Here is a 21922-nt window from a genome sequence, read left to right on the forward strand (position 1 = left end):
AGAAACCAGGACTATCAATTGATAGTTCTGGTTTATTTGACGTTAAACGCTTATTATTGTAAACTAGGTTACATAAAGTAACTTAATAAAAAATAAAGGTGATAAGATGAAAAAAATAATGGCTATTTTAGAAGATAAAATTCAGCTTGTACGTCGTGATGATCTGCAGAATATTGCAGTTGTCGGACCGGTAAAGCTACCTATAAAACAAGAAAATCTAGAAGCAACATTCCAGTGGTACTCATGGACAACTGTTGAAAAAAACCAGACGAAAGAACAGGTAGTAGACTCTGTATCATCGATGCATTTAGCTTTTGGCCAGCAGTCATCTGTACTTGTGTATGGTGATTTTGCCAATCAGGATGATGCATTGATCCGTATGCACAGCATTTGTCATACAGGTGATATTTTCGGTTCACAGCGTTGTGACTGTGGCTATCAACTACATGAATCCATGAAGATGATTGTTGAACACGGCTGTGGCGCTATCTTTTATTTGGCAGATCATGAAGGTCGCGGTATTGGTCTGTTTTCCAAATCACTTGCTTACTTATTGCAGGAAGAAGCGTTTGATACGGTGGAAGCGAATCATGCACTCGGTTTTGAAGATGATGTCCGCTCATATGATGATGCAATCCGAGTATTGCAAGTCCTGCGGGCAAAACCGGTAACGCTCATTACGAACAATCCGAAAAAACTTGCAGCATTGCAGGAAAACGGTTTACTTGCGGATGGCCATATTCCATTATGGGGCGGCCTGACGGAAACGAATGAACAGTACTTGAAAACTAAAGTAGAAAAGTCTGGACATATCGGAATTGTTGAAAAGTTAACTGTGTAAGGAGAATTTCAAATGAAAACTGATCAGGACTATATGCAGCTTGCGCTTGAATTGGCAGCAAGTGCCAGAGGGAATACAAATCCAAATCCGCTAGTTGGAGCCGTTATCGTAAAAGATGGTGTCATTGTCGGTACAGGACTTCATCGAAAAGCAGGGGAACCCCATGCAGAAGTACATGCGGTGAATATGGCAGGTGAACATACAAAAGATGCGACAATTTATGTCACACTGGAACCATGTTCACACTACGGCAAAACACCACCTTGTGCGAAGCTGTTGAAAGAAAGCGGATTTAAACGCGTCGTCGTTGCCACGGAAGATCCAAATCCTGAAGTAGCTGGGCGCGGTATTCGTCTTTTACGCGATGCGGGAATCGAAGTGGAAGTCGGTGTGCTTCAAGAGGAAGCACAAAAGCTGAATGAACGCTTTATTCATAATATGCTGACAGAGCGTCCGTTTGTAGTTGCGAAATTCGCCATGACACTTGACGGCAAAATTGCGACATATAATGGTCATTCACAATGGATTACAGGGGAAGAAGCGCGCGCGGATGTACATGAATTGCGTCATGAAGTGGACGGGATATTAGTAGGTGTACAAACGGTTTTAAATGATAATCCAAAGCTGACGACGCGACTAAATGATGATCGACAAGGTCGTAACCCGATACGTGTCGTGTTGGACAGTACTTTGAAAACACCGGTTGATGCACATATTGCGGACACAACGGATGCTCGTACAATCATTGTCACTTCACTCGATTCTGATGAAGAAAAGGCACAGCAATTGGAGCGCAATGGTGTTGAAATTATTCGAGTAGATAAAGAAAAAACAGGCTTGCACATAGAGGATATGTTGAAAGCATTATATAAAAAGGGTATTACGCATCTACTTGTTGAAGGTGGAGGCAATGTGAACGCGTCATTTTTACGAGGCGGCTTCATTGACCAGTATATCGTGTATATCGCACCGAAAGTATTGGGCGGGAAAAATTCCATTACACCGTTTACAGGAACTGATGTAGAAACAATCGATTTGGCAAATCAGCTTGAATTCGGTGAAGTCACTCACGTCGGGGAAGATTTGCGTATTATTGCCTATCCAAAGAAGGCTGGTTTACATGATTAAAAAAGTGGATGTATGCATTGTTGGCGGTGGTCCAGGCGGTGCGCTTCTTGCCAATATATTGGCGAAAAATAGTGTGTCTGTTCTTTTAATTGAACGGACAAATGGCTTTGCAAAGGCATTCCGCGGGGAACATTTAAATGAAGAAGGCGAGCGTATTTTAAAACAGTATGAGCTATTCGAAAGAATTGAACAGCTCGGTTTGCTGCGTATGGAAACATTGGAATATTGGATGAGCGGTGAAAAGTTTAAAACAATTGAACCGGATCCGGCTGTAGGGCATTTAGGCATCCATGTTCCGCAAGCTCATTTGCTTCAAGCAATTATCGAGCAGGCACAAGGCTATCCAACGTTTAACTATTTATTGAATACAACGGTTAAAGAGCTTGTTCAAAATGAGCACGGACAATATACAGCAGTTCGCGCCAAACAAGGTGATAACGATTTGACAATTGAAGCACAGCTTATCATCGGTGCGGATGGGCGCTTTTCAACAGTTAGAAAATTGGCGAATTTGGATGTAACGATCCGCGATCATGGCTATGATCTGCTCTGGGCAAGAATACCGGCACCTGCAAATTGGACACCTTCCATTAAAATGGCCCTTGTTGATGGCATGCAAATTTCCTTGTTTACACAGGCAAAAGGATTTGTACAAATCGGCTGGAATATTAATAAAGGAAGCTATCCGGAATTACGCAAACAGCCTTTTATGCCGTTTATTGAAAAGCTCGTAAAAGCATTTCCACAATTGGCCCCTGTCGTACAGGAACATATCCAGTCATGGAAAGACTTTGTGCTGCTTGATGTATTCAGCAGTACAACGGAGCAATGGGGTAAAGAAGGTGTTGCATTAATCGGGGATGCTGTGCATACGATGACTCCGACCGGCGCGTACGGATTAAATAGTTCGTTAATGGATGCCCATGTGCTGGCTCAAATGCTACTGGAAAATGAGAAATTTGATTTTATCAGCTGCGCAACAGCACGAAAACAACAGATTGAAAAAATCCAGGCAATACAAATAGAAAAAGAGCAAAAGTTTCATGAAGCTTTTCTCGTATTAAGTTAGGTGAGGGATATGAAATTCGGATTTGACATAGATGATACGTTAATCGATTTACGTCGACATGCGTTTCATTTATATAATAAAAAATTGAACAAAACGATTGGCGAAGATGTGTTTGATACAATTGCAACTGTCGAAATTCATGAACCATTTGGGCTAACAAATGAAGAAGGCAGCCAAATGTGGAAAGACTCAATGGAAGAAATCTATTTCACGAATTGTCCAAGCTTTGAAGGCGCAAAAGAGGTATTGAACGCTTTAGCAGAAGAAGGGCATGAAATTTACTATATTACATCCCGTCCGAAAGGGTATTGTGAACAGACCCGCGCATGGGTAAAAGCACAAGGGTTCCCGGTTGTGGATGAGCGTTTTTACTGCGGGATGGCAGATCATGAGAAAATCGATATTATCAAAAACCTGGAACTTGATGTATATGTAGATGATAAACCAGCTGTTTTAAACACATTGGCTGGTAGCACAACGAAAGTAATCGTGAAAAACCAGTCATACAATCAGACTGTGGAATATACCCGTCTTACAAGTTGGGATGAATTCAATAAACTGGTCGGTTACGCATCGGTGTAATCGATATGGGAAAGTCACGGAGCCATTCCGAGACTTTCTTTTTTATATAAAAGTTAAAATAGTTTGAATTTTTTCCTTTCAAGAGAAAGAATATGTGGTATTGTTAACAATGTATAGACATACTGGTTGGAGGATTTTACTATGATAACACAACAACATTACGAAGCAAGCGTTCATTACAACGGGATTATATTACTGTCGGCCTACTTACAACGCCAATATGTATATCGTACAATTCAAGTACGTCTGAATGGAGCAAGTGAAGAACCATTAAATAAAGTGAAAAATATGCTTGAACATACAGAATTGATGCTAAATATTTTCGAGGAATCTAAAGATTTGATGGAAGGACAGCGCAACAAACTCAAATCTTTCGCAGATGAGGTTGCCCTCCTGATGCAAAACTATATTAAAGAAGAGCCGGATTTTAAAGAGCGTTTAGCAGTTGTCGGATCGACACTTTACTCGGAGCAGCTGATGAATAATGGAATTATTAAACTCGGCTATATTTTTAAACAAAACATCGGCAAAGATTTTCCGGCACGCGTCAAGTTTTACGAAGAACGTACAAAAGTAATCGACGTGATGGTACAGCTCGTATCGGAAGGAAAAGAAATCGAGAAGGGCATGCAGGACATTTTAAACAAATGGTACGACGGCATTGCCATCCAGAAAAAAGGCATTATGGAAGATTTATCGAAAATTAACGAAATGCTCGATTTTAAAGCAGAATAATTAAAGATTTGTGCAGAAAAGTAGAAGTAAATTAATAAACGGATATTTTGTAAAATTGATTGGAATGGAGGGCGACTCCAGCGGGAACAGCACGACGCCTGAGACTACAGGCTCAGGCCGTGCCCGCGGAAAGCGTCCCGGAATGGAAATCAATTTTCAACGCATAGAAAAAATGCCATTTTTCTCTCTCGGAGGAAAATGGCATTTTTGGGCTATGTCTCACAATTTATGCGCGTTCGAAAAATACTTTATCGATATTGTATTTTGACTGGAATTGATTGATTGCAAATGTTTCGTAAATTTCACGTTCCATTGGATCTTCAATTTCATAAACTTCAATTTTGTGAATTTCTGCACGGTGGTTTTTCATTGGTGATACATTGTCTTCAAAGTGCTTTTTAATACGTTGACGGATTTTACGTGCTTTACCTACGAATAAAAGCTCGTTCTTTTCATTATAGAAGAAGAAGATACCGCCTTTATCACGCGTAATTTTATGGAAATCAATAAATCCGAAGTATGGTGTAATTTCAACATCCCCTGGTTTTAACACTTGTTCGCGTTGACGAATTACTAAATCTGGTTTTGGCATTTCAATTTTAATCAAACTGTTCACGTCCCTAAATTATTCTAAAAGTTTATTTTACACGATAATACGATAAAATGCTATTGATATAGTAGTCCAGGCATTGGAGAAAAGTAAAATAAGCGGATTTTTTACCGTTATTTTCAAAACTATAGATATTTCCGACTATATAATAGGAATTTCCTTAATCAACTACACGAACTATATACATATTATCCGACACTATTTAACTAATTTTATTAATTTAGTTACTCCGAACAAAACTAAATCAATTCCATAATCTCCATACCTTTTAGCTAATATAAAACTACTTGTAACGTACTCAGTCAAGCAAAAAATTCTAACTTTACTACAAGTTAAGATAATTTTTGAATTTTCGCTTTCTTTTTCCTCGAAGTTTGTCTATTGTAATAGTAGTTTGTTCAGCTAAAAACAATTATACATAAACAGCAGTTTAAAAAGAGAGAAGGAATCATATGCAAAAATATAAAGGTGAGCTTCTCATGCTCATCACCGCTGTCATGTGGGGAAGCGGTTTTGTCGGAATGGCGAAAGGGCTTGAACATTGGACCGTTTTTCAATTGATGGCCGGGAGATTTTTATTAGCTTCCATTATTTTAAGTTTCATTTTCTATAAAAAATTAAAACTCATTTCAAAAGCTGTAATATGGAAAGGTGCGATTCTCGGCGCAATCTTGTTTATCGCCTTTACCCTGCAGACTATGGGCTTGGAATATACAACCCCATCTAAAAATGCATTCTTGACAGCGATTAATGTCATTATCGTTCCAATTATCGCTTATGTCATTTACAAAAGAAGAATTGACCGGTTTGAGTTTATTGCAGCTGGTGTGGCAGTGGTCGGAATTGGATTTTTATCATTGCAGGATTCGATGACGATTAATTTTGGCGATTTCCTGTCGATTCTTTGTGCGGTCGGATTCGCTTTCGATATTTTTTATACAAATGTATTTGTTAAAACTGAAGATGCTTTAGCGCTGACAATTGTCCAGTTTTATACGGCGACTGTCCTAAGTGTAATTAGTGTTGTCATGCTAGGGGAAGTGCCGACGACTTATACTTCAGAAGGGTTGGGCATCATTGTGTACTTGGCAATATTTTGTACTGCTGTGGCGTATGTATGTCAAAATATCGGCATGCAATATGCAAACCCTACGAAATCTGCCATTATTTTATCAACGGAATCGTTGTTCGGTACGATGTTCTCCGTCCTTATTTTAAATGAAATTTTAACTGGGCGTATGCTTGTTGGTTGTGTTCTCATCTTCTTTGCGATTTTGTTTGCAGAAGTCAAACCGACCTTTAGACGTAAGAAATCCTATATATAATGAACAGCCATTTTAAGCAATCCGTTTAAAATGGCTGATTTTGTTTATTATTATAGAAATACGGAAAAGGATAAGAGATGAATTCAGGGGAGGACTGGTTATATGTTAAATTATACGCGAAATGGTTCTGGGGAAGTTGTAGTATTAGTACATGGATTTTTAGGGAGTACAGCAATATTCGAAAAAATTATGGAACCTTTAACAAAGCAATTTGATGTCATTGCAATCGATTTACCAGGGCATGGAAAAAGTGAAATGCCGGAAGGGGAATATACAGTTTATCGCTATGCCGAAGATATAATCGATGTATTAGTGACGGAAAAAGTTGAAAAGGCATATTGGATCGGGCATTCGATGGGTGGCTATATTACATTGGCGGCAATCGAGAAACAATATTCTAAAATCGAAAAGGCCGTCTTATTGTATTCATCCGACTCATCGGATACACCAGAAGCAATCGATAAAAGAACGAAACAACAAGAAGAGATTCAGGAACATGGGACAGGCTCGTTCGTAGACGGAGTGATTCATAACTTCCTTGCGCCCGATGCGAAAACGGAAGATGTGCTGTTTGCAAAAGAAGTTGCCTATGAAGGAAAAGAAGAAGGCCTTGTTGCTGCACTAGGTGCTATGAAGTCACGTCCAAACCAACGAGATCTTGTCGATACAATATCAATTCCAATTCTCGTCATTGAAGGAGAACAGGACAAAGCTGTCACACCGATTACGACATCCAACCCGAATGTGGAGAAAGTAAAAACCAATACAGGACATCTTGGTATGGTGGAAGATTCTCAAACGGTAGCAAGAGAAATCATTCGTTTCCTAAACAGCTAAAACTAAAAAGAGAGGGATCCATTTTTTGGGTCCCTCTCTTTTTAACTGTATTGCTTTTTCAAATATAACGTAATCCAATTAAAGGACTCGTTTTTTTCTAAATTGGAGACGAGACCAATAATGATCGCATTTCTTGGATTTTCACTTTTGAGTTCTTCTATTAATAATTGGAGGGAATCGAGTTCCAAATTGTTCGTCGTCTGCTGTTGAAGCAACATCAGTTCCTCCACTATATGATCAATCGAATAATTTTCGATCCGTCTGTAAAACTGTGAAGTATTTTGCAACAGCGCTATTTTACTTTTTGTCGCTAATAAAGTTGTCTTCTCAACAAGCGAATCTGCAAACCTAACCGCATCAAATGTCTGGCACGAGTCGAAAATATACTGCATATACGATTGAACCATCCCATTTACAATAACGACTAAATCATATTGTCGTCCCTCGATTTGTTCGCCAAATACTTCAAATAGCAGCTTTTCCAAATTTTTATTGGAAAGCTCTACATAATAATGAATCCGTTCAATTAATGCCTTATTGATGGCAGAAACGTTTTCCTTCATCAAAATATCCGCAAATCCAGCATAGTGTGACAATACTTTCATAGTATGAACAAAGTAGATATGGAGCTTTTCTGAAGGGGTATTACCTTCACTGACTGCTTGGTCAACTTCGCGAATTATATTGTTCATAAAATGTTCAATAATAGAAAAAACGAGCTCGTCTTTGGATTTAAATGATAAATAAAAAGCACCTTTAGAAATTCCGCAATGATCGGTAATTTGCTGTACTGACGTAGCTTCTATCCCTTTTTCGGCAAATAAATGTAGTGCTGAATCGATTATCAATTGTTTTCTTGTCATAATATTTTCAAGCCCCTTTCAATTGACACGTGACCGACTAGTCATTATTATAGAATGGTGGTTACATATAGTCAAGAAAGGTAAGGTGGAACTGTGAGGGGCTTGGTTAATTTCGTATTAAAGAATAAGCTTGCAGTATGGTTACTAACAATCATTATCGTGTTTTCCGGTATTTATTCATCCACGCGTATGAAAATGGAGTCGATTCCAGATATTTCGATCCCGTTCCTAATCGTTATGGGTGTTTATCCTGGAGCAACACCAGAGCAAGTAATGGATGATCTTTCAATTCCTTATGAAAAGGCAGTTGAAAGTTTAGAAGATGTAAAGGCTGTATATTCTACATCTTCATCAAATGTTTCACAAGTTCAAGTGGAATATGAATATGGCGTGGATATGGATGAAAAGAAACGTCAGTTAGAAGCTGCTTTAGATAATATTGAGCTTCCTGAAGGTGCACAAGAACCTTCAATCATGGCAATCAGTATGAACATGATGCCTGTTATTGCATTATCAGTAAGTAGTTCGGATGAAGATATTGTTGAACTGACGTCGACAGTAGAGAAAATAATTTTGCCGAAACTAAACAAAATTGACGGTGTTGCATCTGCGACAGTTACAGGTCAACATCTTGAAGAAGTTGCCTTCACATATGATGAAGAAAAGATGGCACAATTAGGTTTAACGGAAGAATCTGTTAAGCAAATGATTCAGGCAAGTGACCTTGCAGTCTCGTTAGGATTATACGAGTTTGAAGATGGCGAGCAAGCTGTTGCAGTTGACGGCAAGTTCAAAACAGAAGAACAGTTAAAAGAAATGCTGATTCCTGTAACACCTTCTGAAACCAACCCGGTTCCTTTCGTAAAACTGGGGGATATTGCTGAAATCGAAAAAGTAGGTAAAGTGCAATCAGTATCTCGAACAAATGGTAAAGATGCGATTGCGATCCAAATCGTAAAAGGCCAGGATGCCAATACGGTGACTGTAGCAAATGCGGTTAAAGATTTAATCGAAGAAGAGCAGGAAGCCATTTCAGGTCTTAAAATCGATATTTCTTTAGACCAAGGGAAACCAATTGAAGATTCCGTCTTTACAATGGTTGAAAAAGCGGTATTTGGCGGTTTAATCGCAGTATTAATTATCCTATTATTCCTACGTGACTTTAAATCAACTATTATCTCGATTATTTCAATTCCAGTATCAGTATTCATGGCTTTAATGGCATTGCACTGGCTGGATATTACGCTGAATATTATGACGCTTGGTGCGATTACGGTTGCAATCGGACGGGTAATTGACGACTCGATTGTAGTAGTGGAAAATATTTATCGTCGTATGCACCTGAAAGAAGAAAAATTACAAGGCCGTGCGTTAATTCGCGAAGCAACAATTGAAATGTTCAAGCCGATCATGTCTTCAACATTAGTAACAATTGCAGTATTCGCACCACTTGTATTTGTAGGCGGTATGGTAGGGGAATTATTCGTACCATTCGCATTAACAATGTCATTTGCTTTAATCGCATCATTAATCGTTGCGATTACAATCGTACCTGCACTTTCACACACATTATTCCGTAAGAAAATTTACGGTGAAAAGTCTGAAAGTCAGCATAAAGAAGTCGGTAAGCTTGCAGTAACATACCGTAATTTCTTGGAAAAATCTTTAAACCATAAATGGATTTCGTCAATTATTGCGATTGTTCTATTAGTTGGTTCACTAGCGCTAACACCATTAATCGGCTTTAGTTTCATGGGTTCTCAAGAAGAGAAAGTAATGTATTTAACATACACACCAGGTACTGGCGAATTGATGGAAGAGACACTTACGAATATTGAAGAAGTAGAAAAAGAGTTGTTGAAACGTGAGGACATCGATATTTTACAATTATCGGTGAACACAGAACCTTCTACTGATGCTGCTGCAATGATGACTGGCGGTGGTGCAGGCGGTGGTTTAATCTATGCGATTTTCGATCCGGATATGGAAGATTTCCCGAAAGCGAAAAAAGAAGTAGAAGACTATATCTTTAACATTGGCCAATCCGGCGAGTGGAAAACGCAAAACTTCGCGATGGGTATGTCATCGAATGAAGTAAGCTATACACTATACAGTGAAGATTTAGATAAGCTAAACGAAGCAGTTGCTCAAGTAGAAGATGTTCTAGTTGATGTTAAAGGGCTTGATGAAGTTGAGTCTAATGCTTCTGCACCATATGTAGAAAATGTAATCAAAGTAGATCAGGAAAATGTATTACAATACGGTCTGACTACTGCTCAAATATTAATGGCTCTACAAACAAATAATACAAAAGAAGTGCTGACAACTGTTGAAAGTGACGGCGCTGATATTAATGTAGTTGTTCAACGTGAAGCAAAATCTGCGGCAGCGGATATTGATGAATTATTGGAAACACCGATTCAAACGGCAACTGGTCAAACAATGACAATTGGTGACATTGTTGAACTTGAAGAAGGTACGACTTTAAATTCATTATCTCGTCAAAAAGGCGAATACTTTGCAACTGTATCTGCAACGATCACAGACAAAGATATATCAAAAGCAACATCTGCAGCAGATGAAAAAATTGCTGATCTAGAATTACCGAAAGGCGTAACGACTGGTGTAGGTGGTGTGGCGGCAGATATGGCTGAAACATTTACTCAACTAGGGGTTGCGATGATTGCAGCTATTGCGATCGTTTACTTTATCTTAGTTGTAACATTCGGTGAAGGTTTAGCTCCATTTGCGATTTTATTCTCTTTACCATTTACAGTAATCGGTTCATGGATTGGATTGTTCGCAACAGGTCTTACAATTTCGGTTTCAGTTATGATGGGATTACTGATGTTAATCGGTATTGTTGTCACGAACGCGATCGTACTTGTTGACCGTATTATCCGTATGGAACATGAAGGAATGAACATGCGTGAAGCAATTCTGGAAGCCGGTGCAACTCGTTTACGTCCAATCTTAATGACGGCGATTGCAACGATTGGTGCAATGTTACCAATGGCATTCGGTGGTGCTGGTGGCGGTCTGATTTCTCAAGACCTTGCTGTAACAGTAATTGGTGGTTTATTATCATCAACATTATTAACATTAATCATCGTACCGATTGTATATGAAGTATTATCAAAAATGCTGAAGAAGAATCGTAAAGATGTAAAAGACAATTAATACGAACAGCCTGTAAGAAGTAATTTCTTGCAGGCTGTTTTTTATAGTAAAGTTATGGGTATAGAAGAAAATTTTTGATATACATAGCGGGAGGCATTTTATGAAGAAACTATTGTTGTTCAGTCTATTAGCTGCAGCCATTTTCAGTTTTGGTTCGATTTCTGCCGAAGCAGCGTCAGACGCAATCGGGCTTGGTAAATACCCGGTGCATGTAATTGCGAAAAAGAATACGGAACTAAAAGATGAACACGGCACCATCATAAAAACTGTAGCAAAAGGTGAGAAGTTATTATTGAAAGCATTAAAGGGTACATCCGGAGTTATCAACTATTCTTCCAAAGAAGCCTACATCCCTTTAACCGATGTTCACTATATCCAGTTAGTCGATGGTTCGAAAATAATCACGTCCGATGAAGTGGCAGCAAAGCTAAAGCTCGTTTCTCAAATGTATCCATCACTGACGAAATTGAAGATGATCGGGAGTTCGGTGGAGGGACGTCCTTTATATTCATTGAAAGTGGGAACGGGTAAAAAGGAAGTATTGATGGATGCATCTTTTCATGGACGTGAATATATGACGACAAATGTATTGATGGAAATGATTGATACATATTTAAAAGCATATGTGTACGGAACGAAAATTGGAAAATACGATGTGAAGGAAATTTTAAGTGAAGTGAGCATCGTATTTGTGCCAATGGTGAATCCTGATGGGGTAACACTGGCGCAAGGAGGCAAAGTAAAAACATCGATGACAAAGCTTAAAGCAATGAACAACAACAGCACCAATTTTAATCGTTGGAAAGCGAATATAAACGGTGTCGATCTGAATCGTCAATTTAATGTAAACTGGCATTTAATCAAAACGACAAAGCCCTCATTCAAAGAATATAAAGGAAAAGCGCCAAATACTGAACCGGAAGCGCTTGCGATCAAAAGACTGATTGACCGTGGGGATCATTTAGCGTATATTTCATATCATTCTTCCGGTCAACTTATTTACTGGAGCCAAACGAAATCAAAGTTCAGCCGAACGAAAAAGTTGGTGAAAGGGGTATCGTCCATTACTGGCTATAAAGTAATGCCGGTAACAAAGAAAAATGAACCAATAGCGGCATCTGAAGATTACTTCACAAAAGTAAAAGACCGCCCTGCAATGACGGTTGAAATCGCCCCATATGCCGGAGAAGCATCCGTTCCGTTAAAAAGATGGAATAATGTTTGGAAGCAAAATAAAACAGTCGGACTTTATTTAGCCAATGAGGCCCGGAACTGGTAAAAAAACTGGTGAACCCCGATTACGGAGGTTCACCAGTTTTTAGTTTGTTTCTTGAGCGGGCATTGTCCGTTTATGTTTAGGAACGAAAAGTACGACAATAAAGGCAACGATTGCTAATAGGAACATATAGAAATACGTCGAACTAGCCGCAGTTGCATAACTTTCGTTTACCTGAACGGATGTACCCGTTAACTGCAGTGTATACACTGTTACAATGACAGCCGTTCCGATTGCACCAGCAAGTTGACGGATTGTATTGTTTACGGCAGACCCGTGTGAGGCCAGTTCTCTTGGAATCGCATTAAGGGCAGCCGTATTTAACGGCATTGTAATAAATGCCAGCCCAATCCGTAAAATAATGGTGCGTACTAGAATATATACATACGAAGTAGTAGAAGATAAGTCGATAACGAGCCACATCGAAAGTGCAACTAAAACTAAACCGAATATAAATAAAGGCTTCGCTCCGTACTTATCAAATAGTTTCCCTGTAACCGGTGACAAAAACGCATTGATAATCGCACCGGGAAGCAGCAATAATCCTGCATCCAATGCAGAAAAACCACGGCCATCCTGTAAATACATCGGGAGCAAAATCAAGTCTGCATACATGATGATCGTAATTGCGACATTTATAATCGTCGTCATGGAATACATTTTATATCTGAATACCGATAAATTCAGTAAAGGATCCTGTGAAGACAATTGACGTTGGCAAAACAGAAAAATAATGATCAATCCCGCACCAATCGTTGTTAAAATAACTCCATCATCCCATCCGCGGCTTCCGGCACTACTAAACCCGAACAATAAGAGACCGAATCCGAATGTTGAGTAAATTAAGCTGATCAAATCGATTTTCAATTTCGCACCTTCATTTACATTCATCAAGTATTTATACGCTAAGACAATAATAATAACGATAAATGGAATTAAGCTGATGAACAGCCAGCGCCATGATAAATAATCAATAATAAATCCAGCAAGAGTCGGGGCAATGGCAGGTGCAAAAATAATTGCAAATCCGACTTTCCCCATAATAGCGCCCCTTCTTTCTTCAGGGAACAAGTAGACAATTACGGTCATCATTAAAGGCAAAATAATACCTGCTCCTACAGCTTGAATCATACGTCCTGTTAAAAGCATGCCAAAGTTCATCGCACATGCTGCGACAACAGAACCGGCTAATAAAAATAGCATCGCACTAATAAACAGTTGGCGTGTTGAGAAACGCTTTATTAAAAATGCCGTAATTGGAACCAAAATTCCGTTCACAAGCATAAAGCCTGTTGCGAGCCATTGAATTGTTGTAGGCGATACCGAAAAGGTGTTCATTAAATCACTTAGTGCGACATTAAGTAATGTCTGATTTAAAGTGGAGAAAAAACAGCCTGCAATCATGACGATCAGCAGTATTTTTCTTGTTTGTTCCGATAATTCATTTTGCATTTTAAAACCCCTTACGCTACGATAACTTTATAGACGGTTTGTCTAATAAGTATTTTAACAATGAGCAGGAGCCTTTGACATACACAATATGAAGCACTTTGTAGACTAATCGACAAATTGTTCAAATATGTAGATTTAATAATATTTAATAGACAGGAATGGTAATTCTGATGATGAAAATAGATCCACGAACAATCCGTACAAAAGAAATGTTAAAGAGAGCGGTATTCGAACTTTTGGGAGAAGGAGTAATGCTTAGTCAGTTGTCTGTACAAAAAGTAACAAAGCAAGCCACGTTAAACCGAACTACATTTTATTTGCATTATGAAGATATCAATCATTTGATGGATGATTTAACAAAAGAGATTTTCAATGAAGTAACTGAAAAAATAACAGATTTAAACCATATTCATCTGTTAAACGAAAAGGAACATTTAGTTGAGCTGCTCAATTATTTAGCCTCACAAAAACACGCTTTACGATTACTTTTCCAGTTTGAACAATTTGAAAAAGTGCTATATCAATTAATGAAACAATTGATTGATACGAGAAGGCTGAACAGTGACCGAGTTTCCTCAAAATCGCTTGTCGACAGTCATATAAAAGCGGCGTCCCTTGTCGGTGTGATCTCGTGGTGGTTAAAAGATGGCGGGCAATTTAGTGGGCCATATATTGCTGATCAGATTCATCTTATGTACAGAACGTAATTGAGCTGCTCTTCTTTTTCCGGTATAAAAAGACAGGGGATTCAAAGTGGTAAAGCAGTTAAAAACAATCAGAATTACTCGTTCGAAATTAACCCAAGCGTTTTTGCTGGCCCCTGCATCATTAATTTGATTAGAAAGTTTGCCAATTCCTCAGAATTAATCGCTGTATCGGTTTTATACGCATATTCAGCGAGACTTAAAGAAGCCGAAGTAAAAAGGATGACGAATAAATCAATTGGCACGTTTAATTCGGACTTACTGATTTTCGGTAAAACTTGTTCCGTCATAACGACTTTTAACTTTTCCCGCAATTTTAATTGAAAAGAAGTATTATTGCTTGATCTTAAGAGGAGCTGCAATAATTCTTTGTTATTCGTATAACATTTCAGAATTTCAATAATCGTTGTATAGCGGGATTCAAGAAATTGTTGATTGGATTGTTCGTCAGGAAGATTTTTTACTAGTAAGTTCTCAATTTTTTCGATCATTTCATTTTCAAAACTGTTCATCATATCAAATTTATCTTCAAAATGGAGATAAAATGTGCCTCGATTAATATCAGCAGTTTTTACAATTTCATTAACCGTAATTTGCTGAAAATCCACTTCTTTTGTAAGTGATACACACGCATCAAATATAGCTTTTCTCGTTTTTCTTTTCCGTCGATCCATTGTAATCACCTCGATTGTAATGACTGTTATTTTAAAGCCCATTTCACAATAAATCAACAAAGTGTTTATTAAACTTAAAGTTAATCACCATTATTGCTTGGAATGTTGATTAATGCACAAAACAGCGAATTTTAATGATGGTCGATTAAAACTGCTAACCATATAATATCCTCAGAACATTAATCAACATTATGTTCATTAAGGGAGGGATATTTATGAAGTTGGGCAATTCAAATCGGCTTTTTATCGTGCCAATTATTGCAGCTTTAGTATTAGGCTTAATTTTTATGACGGCCATATTGCCAATGGTTAAGATGGATCCGAAAAATGTACCAATCGGACTGGTTGTTGTAGATGAAGGAGAGATGGGCGCTAATTTAGCCAATACATTACTTGAACATGCGCCGGAACTTGTGGAATTTTCCCTGTATGACTCAGTAGAAATGATGGGAAAAGCGATGGATGAAAAAGAAGTATATGGCGGGTTAGTGCTGCCAGCTGATTTTTCAGCTCAAGTAGCGACTCTTCAAACAGAAACTCCTGAAAGAGCATCTGTGCAAATCTACATAAACGAAGGAGCAAATGCAACAGCAGCTACACTTGTTCAAACAGCACTATCCAATATTGTAACTGGACTAAATACACAATTAAGCGGTCAAATATTATTGGCAGTACAGGCAAAAACCGATGTAATAAAAGAGCAGCTTGCACCTGTTCTTCAAGCTGAGGGTGGCAGTATGTTGGCCCAAGTAAGTGCGATGATTTCGCCTATTCAGCCAAGTGTAGTACAAGACTTTGCCAACCCGATTCAATCGGAAATTATAAAAGTAAATGAAACCGGAAAGCTCGGCAATGCACCACTAGCCTTTATGACGGTTACGTGGTTTGTTAGCTTAATCGGTGCGGCAATGCTTTATTTAGTTGGCAATAAGCGTACATTTTCATCAAAAGGTGCAAAACTGAAATTCAATACTATTCAATCAGTGATGCCTTTTATTTATGCGTTCGTAGCTGGCTATATGGCAACGTGGTATTCAACTTGGCTATTAGGCTTTGATCTCGAATATTTCAATCGTACAGCATTGTTTTTAGCACTTTGTATATCGGCATTCATGTATATGATTTTCGCAACAGTACGTTGGTTGAAGCTTCCAAGTATCGTTATATATGTATTGCTAACATTTTTCAGTATGTCAGCAGTTCAGCTTGCACCGGAAATGATCCCGGCATTCTATAAAGATTACATTATTTCTTGGTTACCATTGCGTTACTTCGTAGAAGGGTTAAAAGAAGTGCTATTCTTCAGCCATAATGTCATTAACAGCTATAGCATCATCCTTATCTGGGTATTAGTCATTGCTTTCATATTAGTATGGGTGAAAAATCTGTCCGAAAAAACCGAAATTGCAGAAACAGAGGAAATCGAATAATTCTTATTAAAATGTGTTCAAGGCTAAAGCTTTGAGCACATTTTTTGTTCAGTAAACTCAGGCGGTAACAGAATTTTATCGCCCACCTGCCAAGATGATCAACTCTTTTCATTTAAAAAAATTTCAGCTATTAAAACCGGGCATATGTAATTGACTATTTTCTGAATTCATAATATATTAATATATGAGTATATGTTCATATATAAAATAAATGGGGGCGTTTTAAATGGGAGAGCACCATCATCACCATCATCATTCACATAGTACGAACAAGAAAGTACTGTTTATATCCTTTTTAATTATAACCGGGTTTATGATTGTCGAAGCGATTGGTGGGGTGCTGACGAACAGTCTTGCGCTGCTTTCTGACGCAGGACATATGTTAAGCGACGCCGTTTCACTTGGAATTGCATTAATGGCTATTGTATTTGCACAAAAAGTAGCAAATGCCAGTAAAACATTCGGCTACAAACGTATTGAAATATTGGCTGCCACACTAAATGGACTGACGTTAATCATCATCGCGCTGTTTATTTTTTATGAAGCGATCGGCCGTTTCATGAATCCTCCTGCAGTTGCTTCAACCGGGATGCTCGTCATCAGCAGTATCGGATTGGCAGTAAATATTCTAGTGGCATGGATTATGATGCGCGGTGCGGATACGAAGGAAAATTTAAATATGAGAGGCGCCTATTTGCACGTGATCAGTGATATGATCGGTTCAATCGGTGCCATTGTTGCCGCATTGCTTATACTGTTCTTTGATTGGGGATGGGCAGATCCATTGGCCAGTGTCTTTGTAGCTGCGCTTGTACTTCGAAGCGGATATCATTTAACGAAAGCTTCATTGCATATTTTAATGGAAGGCACACCTCAGGATATAACTGTTGATGAAATCATAGAAACGATTGAGAAATATGAAGAGGTAAAAGCGCTTCACGACTTGCACATCTGGACAATTACAAGTGGATTAAATGCGCTGTCATGTCACGTTGTTGTAAATGATGACTTGACGATTAAGGAAAGTGAGCAACTTTTAGAGAAAATTGAACATGATCTTCTACATCAAAATATTCATCACGTGACGATTCAAGTTGAAACAACTACGCATCAGCACGACCATTCGGTTTATTGTACAGCGAAGCAAGATTCAAGCCATCAGCACCACCACCATCATTAATCAATTACGCCGGGCGTATAAGAGAAAAGAGGTAAATCGTATGACAATGGAAAAAAGAACCCAACATGAATTGGATGAAGAAACATTGTTTGTCGTTTCGCAAACGTTCAAGGCGTTAAGTGATCCGACACGAATCCGTATTTTAAACATGTTATGCTGTGAAGAGCATTCGGTAAATGACATTGCAGAAAAGCTCGATTTAAATCAGTCGGCGGTTTCCCACCAGTTACGTTTTTTGAAGAATTTACGTTTAGTAAAATTCAGGCGTGAAGGGACGACATTGTATTATACAAGTGCAGATGAACATGTTATCAACTTGCTCCATCAGGCAATCGATCATGCTCATCATTAATTAAATAGAAACAGTCATCAACACGTAAAAGTTTTCTTAAATGAACGATTACGTGTTTTTTTCATTGGTTTCGACATTGAAGAATGTAGGGTATATCAATAAACGGAAGTCGCAAACTAAAATCATTGCCCATTTACATGGTGGCAGCAGCAAGTTTACAAAACATTTATAGTTGAATTCTAAAATAATGGAGGTTTTTCAATATGAAAGTTGTAGCAATTGTAGGAAGTATCCGAAAAGAATCATACAATCTAAAAATCGCAAAAAATATTCAGGCACGATATGCTGATAAGTTCGATTTGGAAATTCTGGATTTGACCCCTCTGCCGATGTATAACCAGGATATCGAAATGGATCCTCCAGAAGCTGTTTTAAACTTTAAGGCAAAAGTAAAAGAAGCTGATGCTGTTCTTTGGATAACACCTGAATATAACGCTACAATCCCCGGTGTGTTAGGAAACGCCATCGACTGGCTAAGCCGTGTGGATAAAGTGATGAACGGCAAACCATCCATTATAATGGGGTCATCAATGGGAATGTTAGGTTCTGTTAAAGCCCAGATGCATTTGCGTGATATTTTATTTGCAATCGGGTTAAATTCCCCGATTTTACCTGGTAACGAAGTGTATATTGGAGCAGTTCATGAAAAAATCGATGCGCTAGGACAGCTGACAGATGGAGCGACAATCGCATTTTTAGACGGCGTGATTGCGAACTTCCTGGAATGGATGAAGAAGTTTTAAATATTGCTGGCACCTCTTTTTTCAGAAGAGGTGTTGTTTTTTATGAAGGCGAGTTTTCCTGGAAATGTTACTGCAACAAAAGAGACTCCGACGGTAAGGTTCAGTGTAGAGGATAAAGGTATCGCATTTTGTCAATAGAATGGTGTGACGAAAAAATATTGTTTTAAGTGAAAGAAAACTCCTTAAATCTGCTTTTTTTTTTACTATAGTTTTTATCTATCAAAATTATAGGAAGTATCTAATGGACGAAAGACGAATCTCTCATTACAATATAGATAAGGCGATTAAAAAAAATTAGGTAACGGATTTTTTAATTGGCTATATGGATTTACAGAAATTCATCGTAACATCGAACTAAAAATATTATTTTGGGGTGATTGTTAATGGGAAAAGATTTAAGTCAGTTCATCAGAAATGAAGCGTTTTTAAACAAAGTTGTTTCAGCAGAGGAAGCCGCGTCTTGGATTGAAGACGGCATGAATCTGGGAATGAGTGGTTTTACACTTTTTGGAGAGCCTAAAGAATTTCCTCTTGCACTTTCTAAACGGGGAGAGCAGGAAAATTTCAAAGTAAATCTATATACAGGGGCATCATTAGGTCCAACTGCCGACCAATCGATGGCAGAAGCAGGGATCATCAACTTACGTGTGCCTTATCAAGGGAATGCGATTATGCGCGGTAAAATCAACAACGGGGAAATTTACTATATTGATCAGCATTTATCACATACAGCGGAAGAAGTACGTAAAGGTTCACTAGGTAAAATTGATTATGCGATTATTGAAGCAGCAGCAATTACAGAAGACGGTCTCGTAATTCCAACAGGTTCTGTAGGGAACTCACCGATTTTTGTAGAAAAAGCAGAAAACGTGATTATCGAAATTAATACAACAGCCCCAACAGCATATGAAGGGCTTCATGATATTTATGTTCAAAAAGCACAAGGCGAGCGTAAAGAAATCCCTATCTACAATACAGGGGACCGAATTGGTGAAATCGGAATTAAAGTCGATCCTGCGAAAGTTAAAGGGATTGTTTTATCGGAGCAGCCGGATATTCCGTCACCTTTATTCGAGCCAAACGAGGAAACACAGAAAATTGCCGATAATTTATTAGCATTCTTGGCAAATGAAGTGGAAGTAGGGAATTTACCTGAATCTTTAGCGCCGCTACAATCAGGCGTTGGTTCGGTAGCAAATGCCGTATTAAACGGCATGCAAAAGTCTCAATTTAAAGATCTTGAAGTATTCTCGGAAGTACTGCAGGATGGTGTGTTTGACCTGATTGATGCGGGTATCGTTAAATTCGCGGCAGGTACAGCATTCTCGCTTTCCAAAAAGCGCGTGGACTCACTAGCGGAAGACTTGGAAAAGTACAAAGATAAAATTATGTTCCGACCACAGGAAATTTCGAATAACCCGGAAGTAATTCGACGCTTAGGTGTTATTTCGTTTAACACAGCAATTGAAGTCGACATTTACGGTAACGTCAACTCAACACATATTAACGGCACAAAGATTATGAACGGTATTGGTGGTTCTGGTGACTTTGCACGTAATGCACGCATTACTATTTTCGTTACATCTTCATTAGCGAAAAACGGGGCTATTTCAACAATTGTTCCATTCGTTTCACATATCGACCATACAGAACACGATGTCGATGTCATCGTAACGGAGCAAGGCTATGCGGACCTTCGCGGACTTCCACCAGTGAAGCGAGCAGAGAAATTGATTGAAATTGCACACCCGAAATATAAAGAACAGTTACGTGCTTATTTCGAAGAGGCAAAAGAAAAAGTAGGCGGCCAAACACCGCATATCCTTGAAAAAGCATTCTCATTCCATAACAATTTAAAAGAGAATGGGACAATGTTATTTGAAGACGACAAAATTAAACACTAATGGATAAACAGACAAAGGTGGCGTTTTAACATGGATGTAAAGTTTCCTATTGGTCCATTGCAAGTACCTGAACAAGTGACACTTGCCAATGTAAAGGAATGGTTACAACAAACGGAATCATTTACGACACGTTTAAGAGAAGTGGTCGATTCATTAAATGAAGAGCAGTTAAACAAAACTTACCGCGAAGGTGCGTGGACAGTTCGTCAGCTTGTTCATCATATTGCTGATTCACAGCTGAACATGTATCAGCGGCTGAAGCTGGCACTAACGGACGATAACCCGACAGTGCCGGGATTTAATCAAGAAAAGTGGGCAGTACTGCCAGACAATGACTTACCTGTAGAAAGTTCGATTAAAATGCTTGAAGGTATTAATGAGCGGATCGTTTCGTTAGGTCAACGTATAACTGAAGACCAGCTAAAACGTGAATTTACACATGAGACAAACGGGCCAATCACAGTTTCCAAAAAATTAGCGAAATTGGCATGGCATGAAGAGCATCATTTCGCTCATATTAAAATCGCCCTATCAAATTAATTATTTTTATTGTAATGGCTTACCAAACAGTGGTAAGCCATTTTTTTGTAAGTCTACTATTTTATTTCCTTATATAAAAAGACGAGACGTTCAATTTCATCAAAGCCATTGTTTTTATAAAAATGTTCTGCCGGAATATTTCGGTTTGTGAGCAGTGTCATCGATTCAACTGATTTCTCTTTCAACTGGATTTCTAAATAGTTGAGCATCGCTTTTCCAATTCCTTTATTTTGCAACGTTTGATCGACGCACATTTCATGGATGAAATATTCATCGCCACTATACCACTTCCGTTGCACGCCCATTATAAAGCCAAGCAGTACATCATTTTCGATAGCAATTACACCTAGAAAGTTTGGGGTATTGTAGTAATCGGATAAATAATGGTGCGCACTTTCATCGTTCCAGTTGTCATTCCACGGCTCTGCATTAAATACTTTTATAAATGTTTCTGTACATGTTGCTAAATCGGATTCTTTCATTCTTTTAAGTTCCAC

Annotated in this window: 21 protein-coding genes; 16 read left to right on the forward strand and 5 right to left on the reverse strand. The window is 38.4% G+C overall.

Translation table 11 applies throughout. From position 1 onward, the window contains the following. Nucleotides 1-106: 106 nt before the first annotated feature. From MHB58_RS09120 to MHB58_RS09140, 5 genes are all read left to right on the forward strand, one after another. Nucleotides 107-841: a GTP cyclohydrolase II gene (locus tag MHB58_RS09120; RefSeq protein WP_008407110.1), complete on the forward strand. Its 735-nt coding sequence runs from the start codon at nucleotides 107-109 to the stop codon at nucleotides 839-841. A gap of 12 nt (nucleotides 842-853) precedes the next feature. Beyond that, complete coding sequence (gene ribD / locus MHB58_RS09125) at nucleotides 854-1969, forward strand: bifunctional diaminohydroxyphosphoribosylaminopyrimidine deaminase/5-amino-6-(5-phosphoribosylamino)uracil reductase RibD (RefSeq protein WP_014823912.1); 1116 nt, start codon at nucleotides 854-856, stop codon at nucleotides 1967-1969. Further along, nucleotides 1962-3038, forward strand: coding sequence for an FAD-dependent monooxygenase (locus MHB58_RS09130; RefSeq protein WP_014823911.1), 1077 nt, complete (start codon nucleotides 1962-1964; stop codon nucleotides 3036-3038). The genes ribD and MHB58_RS09130 overlap by 8 nt, the downstream gene beginning before the upstream one ends. A gap of 9 nt (nucleotides 3039-3047) precedes the next feature. Further along, the gene (locus MHB58_RS09135) at nucleotides 3048-3620 is read left to right on the forward strand and encodes a 5' nucleotidase, NT5C type (protein WP_014823910.1); all 573 of its coding nucleotides are present in this window, start codon (nucleotides 3048-3050) and stop codon (nucleotides 3618-3620) included. A gap of 141 nt (nucleotides 3621-3761) precedes the next feature. After that, on the forward strand, nucleotides 3762-4355 hold the full coding sequence (locus MHB58_RS09140) for a hypothetical protein (protein WP_014823909.1): 594 nt from the start codon (nucleotides 3762-3764) through the stop codon (nucleotides 4353-4355). 226 nt (nucleotides 4356-4581) lie between these two features. Here MHB58_RS09140 and MHB58_RS09145 read toward each other — a convergent pair whose 3' ends face one another. Beyond that, entirely contained in the window at nucleotides 4582-4962 is a 381-nt protein-coding gene (locus MHB58_RS09145; protein WP_008407105.1) for a nucleotide excision repair endonuclease, read from the reverse strand. 455 nt (nucleotides 4963-5417) lie between these two features. Here MHB58_RS09145 and MHB58_RS09150 point away from each other — a divergent pair, with 455 nt between their 5' ends. Together MHB58_RS09150 and MHB58_RS09155 are read left to right on the forward strand one after the other, a co-directional pair. Then, nucleotides 5418-6290 carry a DMT family transporter gene (locus tag MHB58_RS09150; RefSeq protein ID WP_014823908.1) on the forward strand — a complete coding sequence of 291 codons (873 nt, stop codon included), beginning with the start codon at nucleotides 5418-5420 and terminating at the stop codon, nucleotides 6288-6290. A 102-nt stretch (nucleotides 6291-6392) separates the two neighbouring features. Further along, nucleotides 6393-7127: an alpha/beta fold hydrolase gene (locus MHB58_RS09155; protein WP_014823907.1), complete on the forward strand. Its 735-nt coding sequence runs from the start codon at nucleotides 6393-6395 to the stop codon at nucleotides 7125-7127. Nucleotides 7128-7168: 41 nt separating this feature from the next. Here the strand turns inward: MHB58_RS09155 and MHB58_RS09160 are convergent, their stop codons facing one another. After that, a complete protein-coding gene (locus MHB58_RS09160) occupies nucleotides 7169-7990 on the reverse strand; it encodes a TetR/AcrR family transcriptional regulator (RefSeq protein WP_014823906.1) in 822 nt (273 codons plus the stop codon). Nucleotides 7991-8083: 93 nt separating this feature from the next. Between MHB58_RS09160 and MHB58_RS09165 the strand changes: the two genes are divergently transcribed. Then, nucleotides 8084-11170: an efflux RND transporter permease subunit gene (locus tag MHB58_RS09165; RefSeq protein ID WP_041865753.1), complete on the forward strand. Its 3087-nt coding sequence runs from the start codon at nucleotides 8084-8086 to the stop codon at nucleotides 11168-11170. Nucleotides 11171-11270: 100 nt separating this feature from the next. Continuing rightward, nucleotides 11271-12449 carry a M14 family zinc carboxypeptidase gene (locus MHB58_RS09170; protein ID WP_014823904.1) on the forward strand — a complete coding sequence of 393 codons (1179 nt, stop codon included), beginning with the start codon at nucleotides 11271-11273 and terminating at the stop codon, nucleotides 12447-12449. Nucleotides 12450-12488: 39 nt separating this feature from the next. Here MHB58_RS09170 and MHB58_RS09175 read toward each other — a convergent pair whose 3' ends face one another. After that, entirely contained in the window at nucleotides 12489-13898 is a 1410-nt protein-coding gene (locus MHB58_RS09175) for an MDR family MFS transporter (protein WP_014823903.1), read from the reverse strand. Nucleotides 13899-14068: 170 nt separating this feature from the next. On the opposite strand from MHB58_RS09175, the gene MHB58_RS09180 reads away from it, so the two are divergent. Continuing rightward, a complete protein-coding gene (locus tag MHB58_RS09180; RefSeq protein ID WP_041865752.1) occupies nucleotides 14069-14605 on the forward strand; it encodes a TetR/AcrR family transcriptional regulator in 537 nt (178 codons plus the stop codon). A gap of 74 nt (nucleotides 14606-14679) precedes the next feature. On the opposite strand, the gene MHB58_RS09185 is transcribed toward MHB58_RS09180, so the two are convergent. Next, nucleotides 14680-15318: a TetR/AcrR family transcriptional regulator gene (locus tag MHB58_RS09185; RefSeq protein WP_148271511.1), complete on the reverse strand. Its 639-nt coding sequence runs from the start codon at nucleotides 15316-15318 to the stop codon at nucleotides 14680-14682. Between the two features lie 173 nt (nucleotides 15319-15491). On the opposite strand from MHB58_RS09185, the gene MHB58_RS09190 reads away from it, so the two are divergent. The 6 genes from MHB58_RS09190 to MHB58_RS09215 all read left to right on the forward strand — a co-directional run bounded on the left by MHB58_RS09190 (nucleotide 15492) and on the right by MHB58_RS09215 (nucleotide 21425). Beyond that, nucleotides 15492-16706 carry an ABC transporter permease gene (locus MHB58_RS09190; RefSeq protein WP_340735073.1) on the forward strand — a complete coding sequence of 405 codons (1215 nt, stop codon included), beginning with the start codon at nucleotides 15492-15494 and terminating at the stop codon, nucleotides 16704-16706. Between the two features lie 226 nt (nucleotides 16707-16932). Then, on the forward strand, nucleotides 16933-17886 hold the full coding sequence (locus MHB58_RS09195; RefSeq protein ID WP_014823899.1) for a cation diffusion facilitator family transporter: 954 nt from the start codon (nucleotides 16933-16935) through the stop codon (nucleotides 17884-17886). Between the two features lie 40 nt (nucleotides 17887-17926). Next, nucleotides 17927-18238, forward strand: coding sequence for an ArsR/SmtB family transcription factor (locus tag MHB58_RS09200; protein ID WP_008407096.1), 312 nt, complete (start codon nucleotides 17927-17929; stop codon nucleotides 18236-18238). A gap of 203 nt (nucleotides 18239-18441) precedes the next feature. After that, nucleotides 18442-18981 carry an NADPH-dependent FMN reductase gene (locus MHB58_RS09205; protein WP_014823898.1) on the forward strand — a complete coding sequence of 180 codons (540 nt, stop codon included), beginning with the start codon at nucleotides 18442-18444 and terminating at the stop codon, nucleotides 18979-18981. Nucleotides 18982-19364: 383 nt separating this feature from the next. Next, complete coding sequence (locus MHB58_RS09210) at nucleotides 19365-20885, forward strand: succinate CoA transferase (protein WP_014823897.1); 1521 nt, start codon at nucleotides 19365-19367, stop codon at nucleotides 20883-20885. A 30-nt stretch (nucleotides 20886-20915) separates the two neighbouring features. Next, on the forward strand, nucleotides 20916-21425 hold the full coding sequence (locus MHB58_RS09215; RefSeq protein ID WP_014823896.1) for a YfiT family bacillithiol transferase: 510 nt from the start codon (nucleotides 20916-20918) through the stop codon (nucleotides 21423-21425). Nucleotides 21426-21481: 56 nt separating this feature from the next. Here the strand turns inward: MHB58_RS09215 and MHB58_RS09220 are convergent, their stop codons facing one another. Then, complete coding sequence (locus MHB58_RS09220; RefSeq protein ID WP_014823895.1) at nucleotides 21482-21922, reverse strand: GNAT family N-acetyltransferase; 441 nt, start codon at nucleotides 21920-21922, stop codon at nucleotides 21482-21484.

The sequence above is a fragment of the Solibacillus sp. FSL K6-1554 genome, assembly GCF_038005185.1.
In the GTDB taxonomy this organism is placed as follows: domain Bacteria; phylum Bacillota; class Bacilli; order Bacillales_A; family Planococcaceae; genus Solibacillus; species Solibacillus silvestris.